A 17072-nucleotide genomic window follows, 5' to 3' on the forward strand; every position below is an offset into this window, starting at 1 on the left:
AACGTAAGGATCAGCGCGGGCAGAAACCCGGCCCGAAAGACAGAGCGGACCCCGGACGAAAGTCAGGGGTCCGCTCCCAGCAGATCAGTGACCCGCGGCCATCTCCGCCGCCAGCCGGTCGTCACCGCTCGTCTCCTTGAGCGGCTTCTCCTTGATGAACGCCACGGCGAGCAGCGCGAGCACCGCGAACGGCGCGCCCACCAGGAAGATCTCCGCGGTCGCCGTCGCGTAGATCTCGGCGACCACGGCCTTGATCTCCGGCGGCAGCACCGAGATGTCCGGCACCGCGTTCTCGCCGCCGGCCGTCGTGCCGAACCTCTCGGCCGCGAGCGACGAGACCTTGCTCGCCAGCACGGCACCCAGCGCCGAGACGCCGATCGCGCCGCCCAGCGAGCGGAAGAACGTCAGCGTGGACGTGGTGGCGCCGAGGTCCTTGGCCGGCACGTCGTTCTGCGCCGCCAGCACCAGGTTCTGCATCATCAGGCCGACGCCGACGCCGAGCACGAACATGTGCACGGACACCATGAACACCGTGGTCTGCGCGGTGATCGTGGACAGCAGCAGCATGCCGCCGACCATGAACACGCCACCGGCGACCAGGAACGCCTTCCACCTGCCGAACTTCGTGATCAGCTGACCGGCCACCGTGGACGAGATGAGCAGCCCGAAGATCAGCGGCAGGCCCAGCAGGCCGGCCTGGGTCGGCGTCTTGCCGAGCGAGAGCTGGAAGTACTGCGAGAGGAACACCGTGCCGCCGAACATCGCGATGCCGACCAGGGCGCTCGCGATGGTCGTCAGCGAGACGGTGCGGTTGCGGAAGATCGACAGCGGCACGATCGGGTCGTGCGCGGTGGCCTCGACGCGGACGGCGGCCACGAGCAGCAACACGCCCAGCGACACCAGACCGGCGGTCCAGCCCGACACCCACTCGAACTTCTGCCCGGCCAGCGACGACCAGATCAGCAGCGTCGAGACGCCGGACACGATCAGGAACGCGCCCAGGTAGTCGATCTTCGTCTTCTCGTTGCGCACGACCGGGAGGCGCAGCGTGCGCTGCAGCATGTAGATCGCGGCGAGGGTGAACGGGATGCCGATGAAGAAGCACCAGCGCCAGCCGAGCCACGAGGTGTCGACCAGGACACCGCCGATCAGCGGGCCCGCGACGGTACCGACGCCGAACACCGCGCCGAACATGCCGGAGTACTTGCCGAGCTCACGCGGCGGGATCATCGCGGCCATCACGATCGTCGCGAGTGCCGTGACGCCACCGGCGCCCAGGCCCTGCACGACACGGCTGACGATGAGCATCTCGACGTTCTGCGAGAAGCCCGCGATCAGCGAGCCGACGACGAACAGGCTCAGCGACGCCTGGATCAGCAGCTTGCGGCTGTAGAGGTCGGCGAGCTTGCCCCACAACGGCACGGTCGCGGTCATCGCGAGCAGCTCGGCCGTCACGATCCACGCGAAGATCGACTGCGAGCCCTTCAGCTCGGCGACGATGCGCGGCAGCGCGTTCGACACGACGGTGCCGGCGAGGATGGCCACGAACATGCCGAGCATCAGGCCCCACATGGCCTGGACGACTTCACGTTTGCTGTGGACTGGTGTCGGTGCTGCCTCGATGCTCATGATCCCCCTTCGTGACGACCTGGTGTGTGAGCCAGCCCCGTGCCGAACAGCTCGAGTGCCTCGTCGACGAGCTCGCCCAGCGAGACGCTGTCGTCGCGAGCCCAGCGCGTCACCGCACAACGGAACGCGGCGCTGCCGGCGGCGACCAGCAGCCGTGGGTACGCGTGGGTCTCGGGCAGCCCTGCCCGCCGCGCCACCGCGTCCGCCAGCAACTGCTCGGACTCCGCGCTGTTCGCGAACGCGCGGACCAGCAGGTCCGGCCGCTGCATCAGGACTTCCTTGCGCAGCAGCCACAGGTCGCGGGCGTTGTTCAGCTCGTCCGTGATCTCCGCGAGCACCGACCGCCGGTACGCCTCGAACGGCGTGACGGTGCCGGGGAAGGCGAGGATCCGCTCGGCCATGCGCGGGCCCGCCTCGGGGTCCGCGCCGATGAGCGCCTCGTCCTTGCTCGCGAAGTAGTTGAAGAACGTGCGCACCGAGACGTCGGCCTCGGCGGCGATCTCCTCCACGGTGACGTGGTCGTAGCCCCGCTCGGCGGCGAGACGCACGGTCGCCCGCTCGAGCGCGGCACGGGTGCGGCGCTTCTTGCGGTCGCGCAGGCTCTCCCCCGACTGGTTCACGGGGCAAGAGTACAGGATCGTTTTGCAGTCACTGCAACTTTGCAGTGTGTGAACTAGGACTCGTTCACGGTAGCTATGACCAGGGACTCTTCGGCTTCTCCTGGAGCTCGCCGTCGAGGAAGAGGTCGACCTTCTCAGTGAAGAAGCACGCCATTCCAGCGATCTTCTGGCTCTCGGGCAGAGGCGACCGGTAGATCCAGACGAGGTCGTCGTGGGTCACACCGTTCACCTCGGCCGACCAGTACGTGGCGGTGCCCTTGTACGGGCACTGCGTCTGCGTGTCCGAAGGCCGGAGCAGATCGAACCGGACGTCGCTCAACGGCAGGTAGTAGCGCGGCGGAAGGCTCGTCTCGAACAGGATCCGAGGCTGGGACGACGCCGCCAGCGTCACCCCGTCCAGTGCGATCCGCACGTGCCGTGAGCTGCTCAGGACGTCGACCCGCTTGTACGGGTCGCGCGGGTGGACGTAGATCGGCTCGTCCTCTTCGAGCCACTCGTCCATCGCCGAGAACTCGAACCGGACGAGGTCCCGCAACGGCACCGAGTCCGGGTACGTCAACGCCGCGCCCGAGGCCGTGCCGCCGGGCGTGACGACGTCGTGGACCACGCCGTCGCCCCTGGTCTCCCCCGTCGCCTTCAGTTCGGCGCGGACCGAGGACAGGGGCAGGTAGTAGGCCGGGTAGTACGGAACCTCCCAGACCAGGCGCGGCGCGGTCGCGTCCGCGACCAGTTCGCCACCGAAGTACGCACGAACCCGCTTCGCCGAGGTCTCCACCCGCAAGTCGCCCATGTCACATGTCAACACAGAACGGGCGTGCGGGCTTCCCGGCTACGCGTTGCCGTCGAAGAGACTCGTCACGGAGCCGTCCTCGAAGACCTCCTGGATCGCCCGCGCCAGCAGCGGCGCGATGCTCAGCACGGTCAGGCCGGGGAACCGCTTCCCGGGCGGGATCGGCAGGGTGTCGGTGAGGATCACCTCGCGCGCCTTGCTCGCGATGAGCCGGTCGTGGGCGTCGCCGGACAACACTCCGTGCGTGGCCACGAGGACGACGTCCTTCGCGCCCTGCTCCAGCAACTGCCGGGCCGCCGTCGTGCTCGTCAGTGCCGTATCGATCATGTCGTCGACCACGACGCAGGTGCGGCCCTCGACGTCGCCGACGACGCGGTTGGCCACGACCTCGTTGGGGCGCAACGGGTCGCGCGTCTTGTGGATGAACGCGATCGGGCAACCGCCGAGCAGGTCGGCCCACTTCTCGGCGAGCCTGGTGCGGCCGGCGTCCGGCGAGACGATCGTGAGGTCCTCGCCCCGGTAGCGGCTGCCGACGTGGTCGCAGAGCAGCCACATCGCGTGCAGGTGGTCGACCGGGCCGTCGAAGAAGCCCTGGGCCTGCGCGGTATGCAGGTCGACCGTGACGATGCGGTCGGCACCGGCGGTCCTGAACATGTCCGCGACCAGACGGGCTGACACCGGTTCGCGGCCGGCGTACTTGCGGTCCTGGCGTGCGTACGGATAGGACGGCACGACCGCGGTGATGCGCTTGGCGGAGGCGCGTTTCAGCGCGTCCACCATGAGCAGCTGCTCCATCAGCCAGTCGTTGACGGGCGCGCTGTGGCTCTGCATGACGAACGCGTCCGCGCCGCGCACCGACTCCTCGAAGCGGACGAAGATCTCGCCGTTCGCGAAGTCGTAGGCGGCCTGCGGGGTGATGGCGACGCCCAGGTACTTGGCCACGGCCTCGGCCAGCTCCGGGTGCGCCCTGCCGGTGAGCAGGATGAGCTGCCGCTTGGCGATGCCCGGCTTGCCGCTGACCATCGTCACGCTCCACGCTCGTCCGGCCCCCGGCCGATCGTTCAGCATGGCCGCGAGATCACGCAACCGCGCGTCCGTCCGCTGAGATTCCACGTTGCGGGGCAACGCGCGTTAACTCGATCGAGGGCACCCACAGGGGGTCTCGTAGCAGGACCGTGGTCCCACACTGGGTATAGATCGGGGGAACCGGGTTCACCTCTTGGGGTATGACCCTGGTGATTTCTTGATCAGCGTCCGTGAGGTGTCAGGGACCATCCTTACTCTCCCCTCATGCCTGACAGCCAGGACACACCTGCGACAACACCGCAAACCCCGCCGGCGAACCCGGTCGTGATGGGCACGCCCATTCACGACCAGATCGCCGATCATCTGGGAGTTCGTCAAAAGCATCGACGCCCCGACTGAGCGCGGCGCGTCCCCACTGGCCGGTCACGACTTTCGGCGGTCGACGCGGCCGGTCGCGAGCCGGTAGGAAGAGCGCCTCTGGGACGAGAGGGGAGCTTGTCGATGCGACTCACCGTGCTGGCCGCCGCGGCCGCGCTCATGATCACCGGCACACCGGCCGTACCGGCCTCGGCAGGTGGCGCGCAGGTCCCGAAGATCGACTGGACGGCCTGCGGGCCCGAGCACCCCGGCTTCGAGTGCGCCTCCGTGAAGGTGCCACTCGACTACGACGACCCGCGCGGCGCCACGACCACCGTCGCGCTGGCGCGCAAGCCCGCGACGGACACCGCGCGCCGCATCGGCTCGCTGTTCCTCAACCCGGGCGGACCCGGCGGCTCGGGTGTGAACTTCGCGCTCGGCGCCGGCAACGCCCTGTCGGCGAACCTCCAGGGCCGGTTCGACATCGTCGGGTTCGACCCGCGCGGCATCGGCAAATCCGATCCTCTGCACTGTTTCGCCAGCGAAGCGGACCTCGGGAAGTTCTTCGAGGGCATCCCCGGCTTCCCGTACCAGGCGGCGCAGGAACGGCCGTTCTTCGACCGCTACCGCTCGCTCGGCCCCGAGTGCCGCGACGACCAGCGGATCGCCCGGCACATGAGCACCGCCGACGTCGCACGGGACATGGACCTGCTGCGCCGCGCCGTCGGTGACCGCAAGCTCAGCTACCTGGGCTTCTCGTACGGTTCGTTCCTGGGCGCGACCTACGCGAACCTGTTCCCGGACAACATCCGCGCGCTCGTGATCGACGGCGTGCTCGACCCCGAGCTGTGGTCGAGCGGCCGGCAGATCGAGTCGGACCGGATCGCGACGAAGGAGGAGTTCCGCGAGTTCCTCCGCACCTGCGACGAGGCCGCGTGCGTCTTCGGGCCGCAGTCGGAGCAGCGCTGGGACGCGTTGCTGAAGTCGGTGCGCGCCAACCCGATCGAACTCGGCGGCCAGGTCTTCACCTACGACGCCGTGATCAACTCCGCGATCGGCGCGATGTACTCGCCGAGCGACTGGCCGGACGCCGCCGCGTTCTTCGACCAGCTGTCCGACGCCGCCGCCGGGTCGCTTTCGGTCGCGGCGGAACCGGACTACGCCAACGGGTTCGACGCCTACAACGGCAACGTGTGCGCGGACATCGAGTACCCGCGCCACTTCAACGCCTACAAGGCGATTTCCCGTTACGCCGCAGCGGGTTCGGAGTTCGGGCCGGCGTGGTGGTGGGGCAACGCGGCGTGCGCGAACTGGCCCGTGAACCCCGACCGCTTCACCGGGCCGTGGCGCACCCGCACCAGCGCGCCGGTTCTGGTGGTGGGCAACTACTTCGACGGCGTGACGGACTTCCGGGGCGCGCAAGCCGCCCACCGTCAGCTCGCGGGCAGTCGTTTGCTTGCTTACGCGGGTTGGGGCCACACGGCGTACGGGGTGAGCCAGTGCGCGACCGACCACACGAACGCGTACCTGCTCAACGGCACGTTGCCGCCCATCGGGACGGTTTGCCCGGCGAACCCGAACCCGTTCCTGCCGTCGGTCACCTCAGCCGAGCCGCTGGTCAAGCCCAGCCGCAGGTAGTTCCTGGGTCAGTTCCACGGCGGCACGCGCCGGGTCGTCGCCGAACCGGCTGCCGAACGCGTCGTGCACGCGCCACCCCGCGTGGGTGAGCGCACGCCAGCGAGCGAGATGCGCCCGCACTCCTGAAGGGTGCGGGCGCGTCTCGACCGCGACGGCGTCGTCCTTCTCCCCCACCACCAGGTCCACTCGCCACTGCCCGACCGGATAGCCCGTGCGCACGGTCAGTCCCGCGGCCCGCAGTTCGTGCGCGAGGCGCGCGGTCCACTCGTCCTCGGGTTCGGCGCCGGCGGTCTCGGTCGGGGCGACGTCGGCGTGCCGCAGGTATTCGCCGATCAGGCCCGGTGGTTCGGGCGCGGACGTGATGACGTGCACCTTCCGGCGCGCGCGGGTGGTCAGCACGGCGAGCAGGTTGCGGTCGTTGACGAACCGCCACGCCCCCGGCTTGGCGTCCGCGGCGAGGCTGATCACGACCTCGTCGAACTCGCTGCCCTGCACGCCGTGCACGGTGCCGACACGCACGCCACCGGTGGTGATCTCGTCCAGCGTGAGCTCGCTGAGCAGCGCCTCCTCCAGCGCGTCGGCCTGCGCGCGGAACGGGGTCACGACGCCGATCGAGCGCACGCCCGCGGCCACCCGCTTGCGGACGTGGGCGAGCACGGCGTCGACCTCGGTCTGGTTGACGCCCTTCGTGGTGCGATCGCCGTCGACGCGTTCGGTGTCGATGCAGTCGACGTCGGCGATCGACGGGTGCGTGGTGAGCAGCGCGATCTTGCCGTCGTAGAACCTGGCCGCCGCGAACCCGATCAGGTGCGGCGCGCAGCGGTGGTGCTCGTCGAGCCAGTGCACGCCCGCCGTCGCCGCGCCCGCGTCGAACAGGCTCACCTTCGGCACGTCCAGCCGGTCGCGCAGGTCCTGGGTGCCCTCCGCGTCGACCGCCGCCCGCACCGCCTGGTCGCTGACGAACGACACGTGCCGCAGCTGCCGGGGATCACCGCCGATCACCGCGGACCGGCCGCGCAGCAACGCGGGCGCGGCCAGCGGCTGGTCGACGTGGCTGGCCTCGTCGATGATCACCAGGTCGAACATGCCGGGCACGGGCGGCAGGATGTCCTCCACATCGGACAGCGTGCCGACCCACAACGGCAGTGCCGCAACGAGATCCGCGCTGTCGATCTCGGCGAGCCCGCGCCGCCGGGCCGCCCGCCCGGACCGCAGCGCCTTCGCCAGCGCCGCCACCGCCCGGCGCGCGCCGGCACCCCGCCGGCTCACCGAGTACTCCTTGAGCCACGCGGCGGTGGCCATGCGGCTCGCGACGTCCTGCTCGGCCAGCAACGGCCGCAGCTCACCGAACGCCGTGCCGCCGTTCGCCCCGATCCGGACGGACGCCGCGGTCTGCTCGGCCGCCTCGACCGCGGCGCGGAGGTCTTCGACCGAGACCTCGCCCGCACCGGCGAGTCCGCGCGCCTTCCGCATCGCCCACCCGGTCCGCAGGCCACCGAGGAACCCGGTGCGCGGCTGGAGAAGTCCGTGCAGTGCGGCGAAGTCCACGCTCGCGTCGAACGCTTTCGGTGCCACGGCCCGATGCGCCGGCATCAACGCCTGGTGCTTCTTGGCTTCGGCGGCCAGCTGTTCGTCGGTGAGCGAGCCACCGGTCGTGCGTTCGACACGGCTGACAGCGGCGGCGGCCGCCCGCCGGACGCGGTCGAGTTCGTTCAGGCGCTCGGGATTGCTCGTGGCGGTCAGCCCGTCGCTCAGTTCGCGCGCCATCTCCTGCCGCAGCTCGGAGTCACCGAACAGCACCGGCACCGGCCCGCCCGCTTTCCGCAGCGCACCACCGAGCACGTCGGCGGCGTTGCGCGTGCGGCTCGCGAGGAGCACGGACTTCCCCGCCGCCACCGCATCGAGCGCCAACGCCGCGAGAGTGTGCGTCTTGCCCGCACCAGGAGGCCCGCCCACGACCGTGATCCGCGCACGGCGTGCGTGCTCGACCGCGCGCATCTGACTGTGGCTGAGCGGCAACGCCGAACTGATCGGCTCGTCGTGGTGGTCCGGCTCGGCGGCGGCGCCGTACAGGGCCGCGAACGCCGTGCCGTCGATGCCCTTCTTGCCCGACCAGTCGAACAGGGCCGTGCCGTGCTCGGTGTTCACGACGGGCTCACCCGCGTGCAGCCCGGCTCCCATCGCGACGACGAGTTCGCTGCCGGAGATCAGCTTCTTGGGGTCGTCGTGCACGATCGGCACGTTCTCGAACCCGGCGAGCCGCAACGTCTGGGTGATCCAGGCCTCGGTCGGCGCGAGCGCGGCCTCCCGTTCGGCGGTCTTCGCCCAGTCGTCGATCAGCGGGAACACCCCGGCGTCACCGGCGACGTGGTAGGCGTAGCCGAGGCCCAGCCCGTGGTGCAGCCGCACCGGCCGCGACACCAGCGGCAGGCACACGCGCCGCCGTTGCCCGCCGATCTGCGCGGGCCCGGCGAGGAACGCCCAGCCCAGCCGCAGCAACCGGTCCTCCTGGTGCAGCGCGTCGTACGCGGCCAGGTGCGTGACCTCGTCGCGGGCTTGCTTGGGCGCGGTCCACGACACCGGCGTCCAGTGCGGACCCTCCTGCACGAGCGTGATCGCCCGCCACGACGGCTCGTGGTCGCCGAGCCAGAGCAGCCCGGCGGCCTTGGTGAGGTCGAGCACGAGCTTCTGCGGCTGCTCGGCGGCACTCAACCGCGCCAGGGTGCGCAACACGGCAGAAACGTTCACGCGGGACATCGTGCCATTCGAGGCGCTAGCTTCGTGCACCGTGGAGGATCTTCCCAGCGGCTTGCCCGAACACGAGCTCAAAACCGGCCTCGCCCGGTACGGCATCACCGGGCCACCGGTCTACGCCCCCGTCGGCTTCGGCGACTACCACTGGACGGTCTACGACCGGTGGTTCACCTCGGTGTCGGACCTGACGACCAAGCCACTGGCCGGTCTGCGGCAGGCGATGGAGACCGCGGCGAGTCTGGCCGAGCAACTGCCGTTCGTGGTGGCACCGGTGCGATCGGACGACGGCGAGACCGTGGTCCTGCTCAACGACCGCTACGCGCTGAGCGTCTTCCCTTACGTCATGGGAAAAGCCGGATCTTTCGGTGATCCGGTCCATCCCGGCGTGAGCGAGCTGCTGACCGCGCTGCACCGCTGTGAGCCACCGGCGGGCACCCCGGTCGCCCCGATCGACGTCCCGGCCAGGGCCGCGCTGACGGCGTTGCTCGACGAGCCCGGCGAGTGGTTCTCGGACCAGGCCCGCGAAGTCTTCGTGGCCCACACCGAGATCCTCCGCGCCGCACTGACCGAACTGGACCTGCTCGCCGGGCAGCTCCCGGACGAGCGGGTCGTCACCCACGGAGAACCCCACGCGGGCAACGTGATCCACAGTCCGCAGGGCCTGTGCCTGATCGACTGGGACACGGTCGGACTGGCCCCGCCGGAACGCGACCACTGGCTGGTCGGCGGTTACAGCGCCTTCTACTCGCTGCGGTGGGCCGTCGGCGACATCGCGGAGTTCACCGAAAAGCTCCGCGCCCCGCACGAACAGTCGCGGGACGCGGAGCTCGCGTTGCACTACTTCACAGAGACACTCAAAAACCTTTAGAGCGTCAGCCGGCCAGCGCGAAAAGATCGTCCCGGTCGCCCGACTGCTTGAGCTGGGCGAGAGACTGCTTCTCCAGCTGGCGGATGCGCTCACGGGTCAGGCCGAGCTCCTGCGCGACCTCCTGCAGGGTGCGGGCACGCCCGTCCTCCAGACCGTAGCGCAGGCGCATGATCCGGCCCTGCCGTTCGGGCAGGACGTCCAGGAGGGAGCGGATGCCCTCGGTGAACTCCTGCTGCTCCACCAGGTCCGGCGCGGACACGCCGTCGGTGTCCTGGATCAGGTCGCCCAGCACCGACTCGCCCTCGCCGCCGACCGGCGTCTCCAGCGACACGCAGGTGCGCGCCGCGTCCCGCATGTCCTGCACGCGCGACGGCGAGCACTTGGCCTCGGCGGCGATCTCCTCGATCGTCGCCTCGCGCCCGAACGACGCGGACAGCTTCTGCCCGATCTTCCTGAGTTTGTTGACCTCTTCGACCACGTGCACCGGCAGGCGCACGGTGCGGGTCTGCTCGGCCAGACCGCGTTCGATCGCCTGGCGGATCCACCACATGGCGTAGGTCGAGAACTTGTAGCCCTTGGCGTAGTCGAACTTCTCGACCGCGCGGATCAGGCCGAGGTTGCCCTCCTGGATCACGTCCCCGAACGGCAGTCCGCGGAACGAGTGCTTCTTCGCGACCGACACGACCAGGCGCAGGTTCGCGCGGATCATGTGGTCCTTGGCGCGCTCGCCCTCGGCGGCGATCCGGCGCAGCAGCCTCGGCTCGCGCGTCGTGTCACCGGTCTGGAGCAGGTGCGCGGCGTACACGCCGGCCTCGATGCGCCGGGACAGGCCGACCTCCTCGGACGCGGTGAGCAGCGGTGTGCGCCCGACCTCGCGGAGGTACTGGCCGACCAGGTCCGCGTCCTGCTGCCCGGACGCGCGGTTCTTCAGATCTGCGGGCATGCCAAATCCCCCGTATCCGTTGGCAGGTGTTGCAGCGGGCGAACTCGCCGCCGTCTGCGGAGCAACGGCCCTATACACCGCTGCACTCCTATGTAACGGTTCAGAGGTCCACTTCATTCCGCGGTTTCGCCTGTGACCTCAGCCTCACGTTGGTGATCGCGTGGTGCTCGACCTGCCGGACCTCGATCTTCCAGCCGGAGACCTCCACCACGTCACCCGGTTCTTCCGGGATGCGGCCGAGGATCAGGAGCACCAGCCCGGCGACCGTCGAGTACGGCCCTGCGGGCGCGTCGCGCAGTTCGACGCCGACGTCCACCAGGTCGTGGATCGGGAACGTGCCGGGCAGCTCGATCGAACCGTCGGGTCCGGCCTTGACCGCCACCACGTCGGAGTCGGTCTCGTCGTAGATCTCGCCGACGATCTCCTCCAGCAGGTCTTCCAGCGTCACGATGCCGTCGACCGCGCCCTGCTCGTCCACCACCACTGCCAGTTGCTCGTGCTCGGCCTTCATCCGCCGCAACGCGTCCGTGACGCGCAGCGAGTCCGGTAGCACCATCGGCGCCCGTGCCACGTCCGTGACGGCCACGGTGTCGTCGAGCAGGTCCCGCAGGTGCACCACGCCGACCACGTCGTCCAGGTGTCCGTTCCTGGTCACCGGCGCCCGCGAATGTCCGGACCTCGCCAGGATTTCCCGTGCGGCGGGGGTGTCCAAACCTGATTCGACGATCGTCACCTGCCGCCGCGGCACCAGGACCTCGCGCAGCCTCCGTTCGTGGATCTCCAGCGCACCGGTCATGATCGTGCGTTGTTCCTGGTTCAGGTGCTGTTGCACCTCAACGAGATCACGCAGCTCCTCCGGGGACATCTGCTCCTCGTCGGCGTTCGGGTCGCCGCCGAACACGCGCACCACGAGGTCGGTCGACCTGCTGAGCAGCCACACCACGGGCCGGGAGATCGTCGACAGCAGGTCGAGCGTGCCGGCGACGATCTTCGCCCAGCGCACGGCGTACTGCATCGCGAGGCGCTTGGGCGCCAGTTCCCCGAAGACGAGTGTGACGAACGTCAGGACCACCGTCACGAGCGCGATCGCGACCCCGTTCGCGGCACCTCCGAGGAAGCTCAGCAGCGGCACGATCGGTGCCGCCAGCGAGACCGCGGCGGTCGCCGAGGCGAGGAACCCGGACAGCGTGATGCCGATCTGGACCGTCGCGAAGTACCTGTTCGGATCGCGTGCGAGGCGCACGAGCCTGCGGTGCCCGGTGCGTTCCAGCGAGCGCAGCTGACCTTCGCGCAAGGACACGAACGCCATCTCGCTGCCCGCGAAAGCCGCGTTGAGCAAGACCAGAACCGCGACCAGCGCGAGGTTGAAGCCATAGCCGTCCACACGTTTGGGGTAGCACGCACGGTGGTATTTCGCACCCTGACGGCAGTCTTGAGCAAGCAGGACGCCCTCAGGGACGAGGTGGGATGAATATGGACGCCCCCGAGGTGCTGAGCGCCTCCGCGAGGACCTTGCACACCCTGCCGGAGGACGAGCCGGATCTCGGCGCGATGCGCGGGTGGATCGGAACCTTGCTGAGGGACCTGCCGGAGGACGTCGTGCTCGACGTCCTCCTCGTGTGTACGGAGCTCGCGAGCAACGCGTACGAGCACGCAGAAGGACCACGCACCGTGCGGGTGCAACGACACACGGACTTCATCCGGGTGGAGGTCGACGACCACACACCGGCCGAACTCCCCCGGCTGGGGCAGTCGCGTCTCGGTGACACGCGAGGCCGTGGGCTGGTGTTGATCGCCCAGCTCTCCCGGTGCTGGGGAACTCGGGCGTTCACGGGCGGGAAGACCCTCTGGGCAGAGGTGAACGCATAGGTCGTCTGTGCGTTTCGCACAGAGAAGTCATGACAGCGCACGGGTGGGACTCGCCGCGCGTCTCTTCGATCCTCGAAGCATGACGACAACGGTTTCGCCGGCGGTCCGGCCGCTGGTGCGCCACGGGGCGGAGATGCTCGTGGCGATGCTGATCGGAATGGCCCTGCTCGGGCCCCTGTGGACGCCCGGACGGGTCGAGGTGGCCGCCACGGCTGGCCCTACCGGCGGAGACAGTCTGGGCGCGACGAGAGTCGTGCCTGAGGTTCGGCCGCCCCGAACCCGGCTATCGCGGACCAGACTTCGACACAGGCCCTACCGGCGGAGACAGGCGGGCACGGTCAGGGTGGTCGGCTGACCGTCGGTGAGCGTGCGGACGCTCGCGCCGAGCAGCAGGTCACCAGCCTTGTCGAGCACGGCGCGGGCGACCCGGCTGCGGTCCTCGCCGCGTTCGAACACGCGCATGACCTTCGCGCCCGTCCTGACCGCCGTGGTCCAGCCCCGCGAGTGCGGGACCTCCAGCCAGTCCGCGACCTCCTCGTCGACGACCTGCCGCACCATCGCCGCGACGACACCGTCGAAAGCCTTGCCGGGCACGAACTTCTCGTACAGCTCGACGAGGTTCCTGGTGAGCTCGACGCCTTCCTGCGACGGCGCGTAGGACGCCCGGACCATGGTGTTGCTGACTTCTTCGGCCTCTGCCAGCGTTTCCGGCATCGCGTCCGGGCGGATGCCGAGCACCGCGCCGGCGACGCGCCAGACGTGGTAGTAGTCCTCGGCCTCCGTGTCGGTCACCGAGACGCCGATGCGGCGCATGCCGTCGATCACCTGCGCGGAGAAGATCAGCAGCGCGCCGAGCAGGTCCTGCTGGCACACCGGAACGCCGTCCGCTTCATGGTCCCACTCCGGCGAGCGGCCGACGAAGTAGCGGACCGCCGCGTGGATCAGCCGGGTCTTCTGGATGGTCGGCACGAACGAGCCGCCCGTGCCGAAAGCGTTGGGCTCCATCATGTTCAGCACGAACTGCGACGTCTCCGACAGCCTGCGGTGCGGCTGGTTGAGCCGGTGGGTGATCGTGAGGACCCGGGACGGCCTGGGCTGCGCGTAGCAGTTGACCATCGCGCCGAACGACAGCACCGACGCCACGTGCACGCCGTCGTCGACGAAGAACTCGTGCGCGCGGGCGACGCGTTCCTCGTCCATCCACTCGGGCGGGTCGTCGGTGGCGACGAGGTAGTCGCGGACCACGGGCGGCAGGTGCGCCGGGATGGGCTCGTCGTTGCCGCGGAACTCCGCGAGCACCTGGTTGACCTCGTTCAGGCTGCCGCTCTCGACCAGGTGCGCGATCACGGCGTCGGCGAGCGGGTCGCCCTCGTACTTCAGCGCGTCCAGGTCCACGGCGCCGAGCGTATGGGTCTGTCCGGGCCGTTGATCGCCATGATCACCTCTTCAGCCCAGTGATTCCACGCGTTCGTGGGCAACGGTGACCTCGATTGGAGTAAGTGCAACCAGGCTCAGGAACCTGAGGTGAGGACGTCGAACGCGTGCCTGCGGTGTTCCGCGAACAGCTTCAGCGCCCCCTCCACGTTCCCCAGCCGCAGCGCGGCCACCAGGTCCCGGTGCTCGTCGCGGATCTGCTCCAGGTACCCGTCGGTACTCAGCCGCACCCGTGTGATCAGGAACAGGTGCACCTGCGACCGGATCGCCTCCCAGGCCTGGGTCAGTCGCGAGTGGCCGGCGGCGGCGTACACAGCGTCGTGGAACGCGATGTCGCACCGCACCATCTCGTGCGGCGTCAAGGCGCGTTCCATCTCCAGCGCCGCCGCCGCGATCTTCTCCAGCGAGGCGCCCGTGGCCACCACGCGCTGGACGGCCAGCACCTCCAGGGCGCCACGCAGACTGTCCAGCTCGGCAACATCCTGAAGGGACAGCTCGGCGACCGTGGTGCCGCGGTGCCACTCGGCGCGCACCAGGCCCTCGTGTTCGAGCACGCGCAGCGCGTCCCGGACAGGACCGCGCGAGACCTGGAGGGCCTCGGACAGCTCCACCTCGCGCAGCGCGCTGCCCGGCGGGTAGCCGCCGTCGAAGATGGCCTCGCGGATCATGTCCGCGACCTCGCTGCCCAGACCTCGCCGTCGTGCCGGACCCACTGTCATGTGAGCAATGTTAACAAGCGACACCTTGTAATGATGTTAACATCACTACATGCCGAACATCCCCCGCTTTCACCTCGCCATGCCCGTCGACGACCTCTCCGCCGCCCGCGAGTTCTACGGCGAGACCCTCGGCCTGGAGCAGGGCCGCAGCTCCGACACCTGGATCGACTGGAACCTGCACGGCCACCAGTTCGTCACCCATCTCGCGCCGAGGACCGAGCGCGTCAGCAACCCGGTCGACGGCCACGACGTGCCGGTCCCCCACTTCGGCCTGGTCCTGACCGTGGACGAGTTCCAGGCGCTGGCGGCCAAGCTGACCGGCGCCGGCACGAAGTTCGTCATCGAGCCGTACGTGCGGTTCCAGGGCGAGGCCGGCGAGCAGTGGACGATGTTCCTGCTGGATCCGGCGGGCAACGCGCTGGAGTTCAAGGCCTTCGCGGACGACGCCCAGGTGTTCGCGGTCTGAAGCCGCGTCGTCCAAAGCCCAGGTAAAAATCTTGCACAACGCGCAAGTTTCGGTACCGTGGAGGTGACGCCGAGCCACGGCCCGGTCACATCGGGTCAGACAGGGAGAGGTCATGACCACGGCCGAGCGGCAGCGCAACGCGCAGGAGCTCATCCGCCCGCAGTTGCCCGCTGAACTCACCAACCGGGGCAAGTGCCCGTTCGACCCGGCCACCGGGCTGACCGAGCTGAGCGAGCAGGGGCGGATCCACAGGATCGAGCACAACGGCGACACCGTCTGGCTCGTCACCGGGCACGACGAGGCACGGGCGGTGCTCGCCGCACCGCAGATGAGCTCGGACCGGATCAACAGCCCCCGCGCACGGGCGCTGATCTCCCCCGAGCTGCACGCGGAGATGTTCCCGCCGGAGCGCCAGGCCGGGTCGTTCATCTTCATGGACGCGCCCGAGCACACGCGCTACCGCCGGCTGCTCACCGGGCAGTTCACCGTGCGCAGGATGCGGGACCTCACGCCGCGCGTGCACGAGATCGTCACCGCCCAGCTCGACGCGATGATCGAGAAGGGACCGCCGGCCGATCTCGTGCACGACTTCGCGCTGCCGGTGCCGTCGCTCGTGATCTGCGAACTGCTGGGCGTCGACTACGGCGACCGAGACGAGTTCCAGCGCCGCACGGCCAAGCTGCTCAGCCTGAACACCACGGTCGACGAGCAGATCAAGAACACGACCGAGCTGCGGAAGTTCATGCACGGGCTCGTCCGCGCCAAGCGGCAGACCCCCGGCGACGACCTGCTGTCCGGGCTCGTGCGCGACACCGATCTCACCGACAACGAGCTCACCGGCATCGCGAACCTGCTGCTCATCGCGGGCCACGAGACGACGGCGAACATGCTGGCGCTCGGCACGTTCGCGCTGCTGGAGCACCCCGGCCAGTTCGCCCGGCTCCGCGACGACCCGGAGCTGACCGAGAACGCGGTCGAGGAGCTGCTGCGGTACCTGTCGATCATCAGCTCGGGCGTCTCACGGCACGCCAAGGAGGATGTCGTGATCGGCGGCGCCACCATCCGCGCCGGCGAGACGGTCGTGGTGTCGGTGCCCGCGGTCAACCGCGACGACAGCCAGTACGACGACCCGCACGCGCTGCTGGTGGACCGGCCGCGTGGGCATCACGTGGCGTTCGGGCACGGCATCCACCAGTGCCTCGGCCAGCAGCTGGCGCGCGTGGAGATGGCGGTCGGCTTCAGTGAGCTGCTGCGCCGGTTGCCGGCGTTGAAGCTCGCCGTGCCCGCCGGCGAGGTGCCGTTGCGGACCGACATGTCGATCTACGGAGTGCACCGGCTCCCCGTCACCTGGTGAAGACGGTCACCTGGTGAACCCGGCGCCGAGCTGGTCGATCATCCGGCCGACCAGCTCGGTGACGTCGAACCTGTCCGTGGCCTGGGGTGTGTCGAGCCACCACTGCACGACCGCGCGCATCGACGCGAGGATCGTCGACGCCGTCACCGCCGGATAGGGGTCCACCTGGGGGTCCACTCCGCAGCGCACGGCGATCGCCGCCGTCAACGCCTGCTCGCGGGCGGAGTAGGCGGCGAACACGTGCGGCAGCAGCGCGGGGTCCCGCCGGAGCTGGCGCAGCTGCCGGAGGCGGTCGAGGTCGACGTAGCGCGGGTAGATCGTCCGCAGGGCCTCGCGCAGGGCGACGAGCACCGGTTCGCTGTCGGGCCGTGCGGCGAACTCCTCCACGAACGCGAGCGCCGTGGCCGTGTCACCGGCGACGACCGCTTCCTCCTTGGAGGAGAAGTAGTTGAAGAACGTCCGCAGCGACACCCCGGCCGCCCGCGCGATCTGGTCCACCGTCACCCGGTCGAGGCCGTGCTCCACGCACAGGCTCCAGGCGGCGTCACCCAGCGCTTCCCTGGTCGCCGCCTTCTTGCGTTCACGCAGGCCCGTCATGGCGCAAA

At 69.6% G+C, this 17072-nt stretch carries 16 protein-coding genes; 6 read left to right on the forward strand and 10 right to left on the reverse strand.

Translation table 11 applies throughout. From position 1 onward, the window contains the following. Positions 1-84: 84 nt before the first annotated feature. The 4 genes from BLR21_RS07130 to BLR21_RS07145 all read right to left on the reverse strand — a co-directional run bounded on the left by BLR21_RS07130 (position 85) and on the right by BLR21_RS07145 (position 4062). Positions 85-1629 carry an MDR family MFS transporter gene (locus BLR21_RS07130; RefSeq protein ID WP_090004872.1) on the reverse strand — a complete coding sequence of 515 codons (1545 nt, stop codon included), beginning with the start codon at positions 1627-1629 and terminating at the stop codon, positions 85-87. Then, positions 1626-2249 carry a TetR/AcrR family transcriptional regulator gene (locus tag BLR21_RS07135; RefSeq protein ID WP_090004873.1) on the reverse strand — a complete coding sequence of 208 codons (624 nt, stop codon included), beginning with the start codon at positions 2247-2249 and terminating at the stop codon, positions 1626-1628. Before BLR21_RS07135 ends, BLR21_RS07130 begins: the two co-directional genes overlap by 4 nt. A 73-nt stretch (positions 2250-2322) precedes the next feature. After that, positions 2323-3039: a DUF427 domain-containing protein gene (locus BLR21_RS07140; RefSeq protein WP_090004874.1), complete on the reverse strand. Its 717-nt coding sequence runs from the start codon at positions 3037-3039 to the stop codon at positions 2323-2325. A gap of 39 nt (positions 3040-3078) precedes the next feature. Beyond that, positions 3079-4062, reverse strand: a complete 984-nt coding sequence (locus BLR21_RS07145; protein WP_090005113.1) for a ribose-phosphate diphosphokinase — start codon at positions 4060-4062, stop codon at positions 3079-3081. Positions 4063-4329: 267 nt separating this feature from the next. Between BLR21_RS07145 and BLR21_RS43595 the strand changes: the two genes are divergently transcribed. Both BLR21_RS43595 and BLR21_RS07150 read left to right on the forward strand, forming a co-directional pair. Next, entirely contained in the window at positions 4330-4464 is a 135-nt protein-coding gene (locus BLR21_RS43595; protein ID WP_256334524.1) for a hypothetical protein, read from the forward strand. A gap of 102 nt (positions 4465-4566) precedes the next feature. Beyond that, a complete protein-coding gene (locus tag BLR21_RS07150) occupies positions 4567-6060 on the forward strand; it encodes an alpha/beta hydrolase (protein ID WP_090004875.1) in 1494 nt (497 codons plus the stop codon). On the opposite strand, the gene BLR21_RS07155 is transcribed toward BLR21_RS07150, so the two are convergent. Next, on the reverse strand, positions 6025-8808 hold the full coding sequence (locus tag BLR21_RS07155) for an AAA domain-containing protein (protein ID WP_176929519.1): 2784 nt from the start codon (positions 8806-8808) through the stop codon (positions 6025-6027). The two genes, BLR21_RS07150 and BLR21_RS07155, sit on opposite strands and share 36 nt — an antisense overlap. Positions 8809-8848: 40 nt before the next feature. Between BLR21_RS07155 and BLR21_RS07160 the strand changes: the two genes are divergently transcribed. Next, positions 8849-9682 (forward strand): phosphotransferase, encoded by an 834-nt coding sequence (locus BLR21_RS07160; protein ID WP_256334525.1) that lies wholly within the window; start codon positions 8849-8851, stop codon positions 9680-9682. A gap of 4 nt (positions 9683-9686) precedes the next feature. On the opposite strand, the gene BLR21_RS07165 is transcribed toward BLR21_RS07160, so the two are convergent. Together BLR21_RS07165 and BLR21_RS07170 are read right to left on the reverse strand one after the other, a co-directional pair. Beyond that, positions 9687-10625, reverse strand: coding sequence for a sigma-70 family RNA polymerase sigma factor (locus BLR21_RS07165; RefSeq protein ID WP_090004877.1), 939 nt, complete (start codon positions 10623-10625; stop codon positions 9687-9689). 100 nt (positions 10626-10725) lie between these two features. Further along, positions 10726-12009: a hemolysin family protein gene (locus BLR21_RS07170; RefSeq protein ID WP_090004878.1), complete on the reverse strand. Its 1284-nt coding sequence runs from the start codon at positions 12007-12009 to the stop codon at positions 10726-10728. 89 nt (positions 12010-12098) lie between these two features. Between BLR21_RS07170 and BLR21_RS07175 the strand changes: the two genes are divergently transcribed. Further along, entirely contained in the window at positions 12099-12494 is a 396-nt protein-coding gene (locus BLR21_RS07175) for an ATP-binding protein (protein ID WP_176929520.1), read from the forward strand. 312 nt (positions 12495-12806) lie between these two features. Here BLR21_RS07175 and BLR21_RS07180 read toward each other — a convergent pair whose 3' ends face one another. After that, positions 12807-13889: an oxygenase MpaB family protein gene (locus tag BLR21_RS07180; protein WP_090004880.1), complete on the reverse strand. Its 1083-nt coding sequence runs from the start codon at positions 13887-13889 to the stop codon at positions 12807-12809. Positions 13890-14005: 116 nt separating this feature from the next. Next, positions 14006-14647: a GntR family transcriptional regulator gene (locus BLR21_RS07185; RefSeq protein ID WP_030475997.1), complete on the reverse strand. Its 642-nt coding sequence runs from the start codon at positions 14645-14647 to the stop codon at positions 14006-14008. A gap of 49 nt (positions 14648-14696) precedes the next feature. Here BLR21_RS07185 and BLR21_RS07190 point away from each other — a divergent pair, with 49 nt between their 5' ends. Then, complete coding sequence (locus tag BLR21_RS07190) at positions 14697-15113, forward strand: VOC family protein (RefSeq protein WP_090004881.1); 417 nt, start codon at positions 14697-14699, stop codon at positions 15111-15113. A gap of 112 nt (positions 15114-15225) precedes the next feature. Then, complete coding sequence (locus tag BLR21_RS07195; RefSeq protein ID WP_090004882.1) at positions 15226-16467, forward strand: cytochrome P450; 1242 nt, start codon at positions 15226-15228, stop codon at positions 16465-16467. 6 nt (positions 16468-16473) lie between these two features. On the opposite strand, the gene BLR21_RS07200 is transcribed toward BLR21_RS07195, so the two are convergent. Beyond that, complete coding sequence (locus BLR21_RS07200; protein WP_090004883.1) at positions 16474-17064, reverse strand: TetR/AcrR family transcriptional regulator; 591 nt, start codon at positions 17062-17064, stop codon at positions 16474-16476. Between the last annotated feature and the right edge of the window lie 8 nt (positions 17065-17072).

Origin of the sequence: Lentzea albidocapillata subsp. violacea (genome assembly GCF_900100275.1) — a bacterium.
In the GTDB taxonomy this organism is placed as follows: Bacteria; Actinomycetota; Actinomycetes; order Mycobacteriales; family Pseudonocardiaceae; genus Lentzea; species Lentzea violacea.

What these genes read in the sequence shown, in the direction of transcription:
- BLR21_RS07165 (WP_090004877.1), bottom strand. Translation starts at nt 10,625, where the DNA reads ATGCCCGCAGATCTGAAGAACCGCGCGTCCGGGCAGCAGGACGCGGAC.
- BLR21_RS07145 (WP_090005113.1), bottom strand. Translation starts at nt 4,062, where the DNA reads ATGGTCAGCGGCAAGCCGGGCATCGCCAAGCGGCAGCTCATCCTGCTC.
- BLR21_RS07190 (WP_090004881.1), top strand. Translation starts at nt 14,697, where the DNA reads ATGCCGAACATCCCCCGCTTTCACCTCGCCATGCCCGTCGACGACCTC.
- BLR21_RS07130 (WP_090004872.1), bottom strand. Translation starts at nt 1,629, where the DNA reads ATGAGCATCGAGGCAGCACCGACACCAGTCCACAGCAAACGTGAAGTC.
- BLR21_RS07195 (WP_090004882.1), top strand. Translation starts at nt 15,226, where the DNA reads ATGACCACGGCCGAGCGGCAGCGCAACGCGCAGGAGCTCATCCGCCCG.
- BLR21_RS07175 (WP_176929520.1), top strand. Translation starts at nt 12,099, where the DNA reads ATGGACGCCCCCGAGGTGCTGAGCGCCTCCGCGAGGACCTTGCACACC.
- BLR21_RS07185 (WP_030475997.1), bottom strand. Translation starts at nt 14,647, where the DNA reads ATGACAGTGGGTCCGGCACGACGGCGAGGTCTGGGCAGCGAGGTCGCG.
- BLR21_RS07200 (WP_090004883.1), bottom strand. Translation starts at nt 17,064, where the DNA reads ATGACGGGCCTGCGTGAACGCAAGAAGGCGGCGACCAGGGAAGCGCTG.
- BLR21_RS07140 (WP_090004874.1), bottom strand. Translation starts at nt 3,039, where the DNA reads ATGGGCGACTTGCGGGTGGAGACCTCGGCGAAGCGGGTTCGTGCGTAC.
- BLR21_RS07150 (WP_090004875.1), top strand. Translation starts at nt 4,567, where the DNA reads ATGCGACTCACCGTGCTGGCCGCCGCGGCCGCGCTCATGATCACCGGC.
- BLR21_RS43595 (WP_256334524.1), top strand. Translation starts at nt 4,330, where the DNA reads ATGCCTGACAGCCAGGACACACCTGCGACAACACCGCAAACCCCGCCG.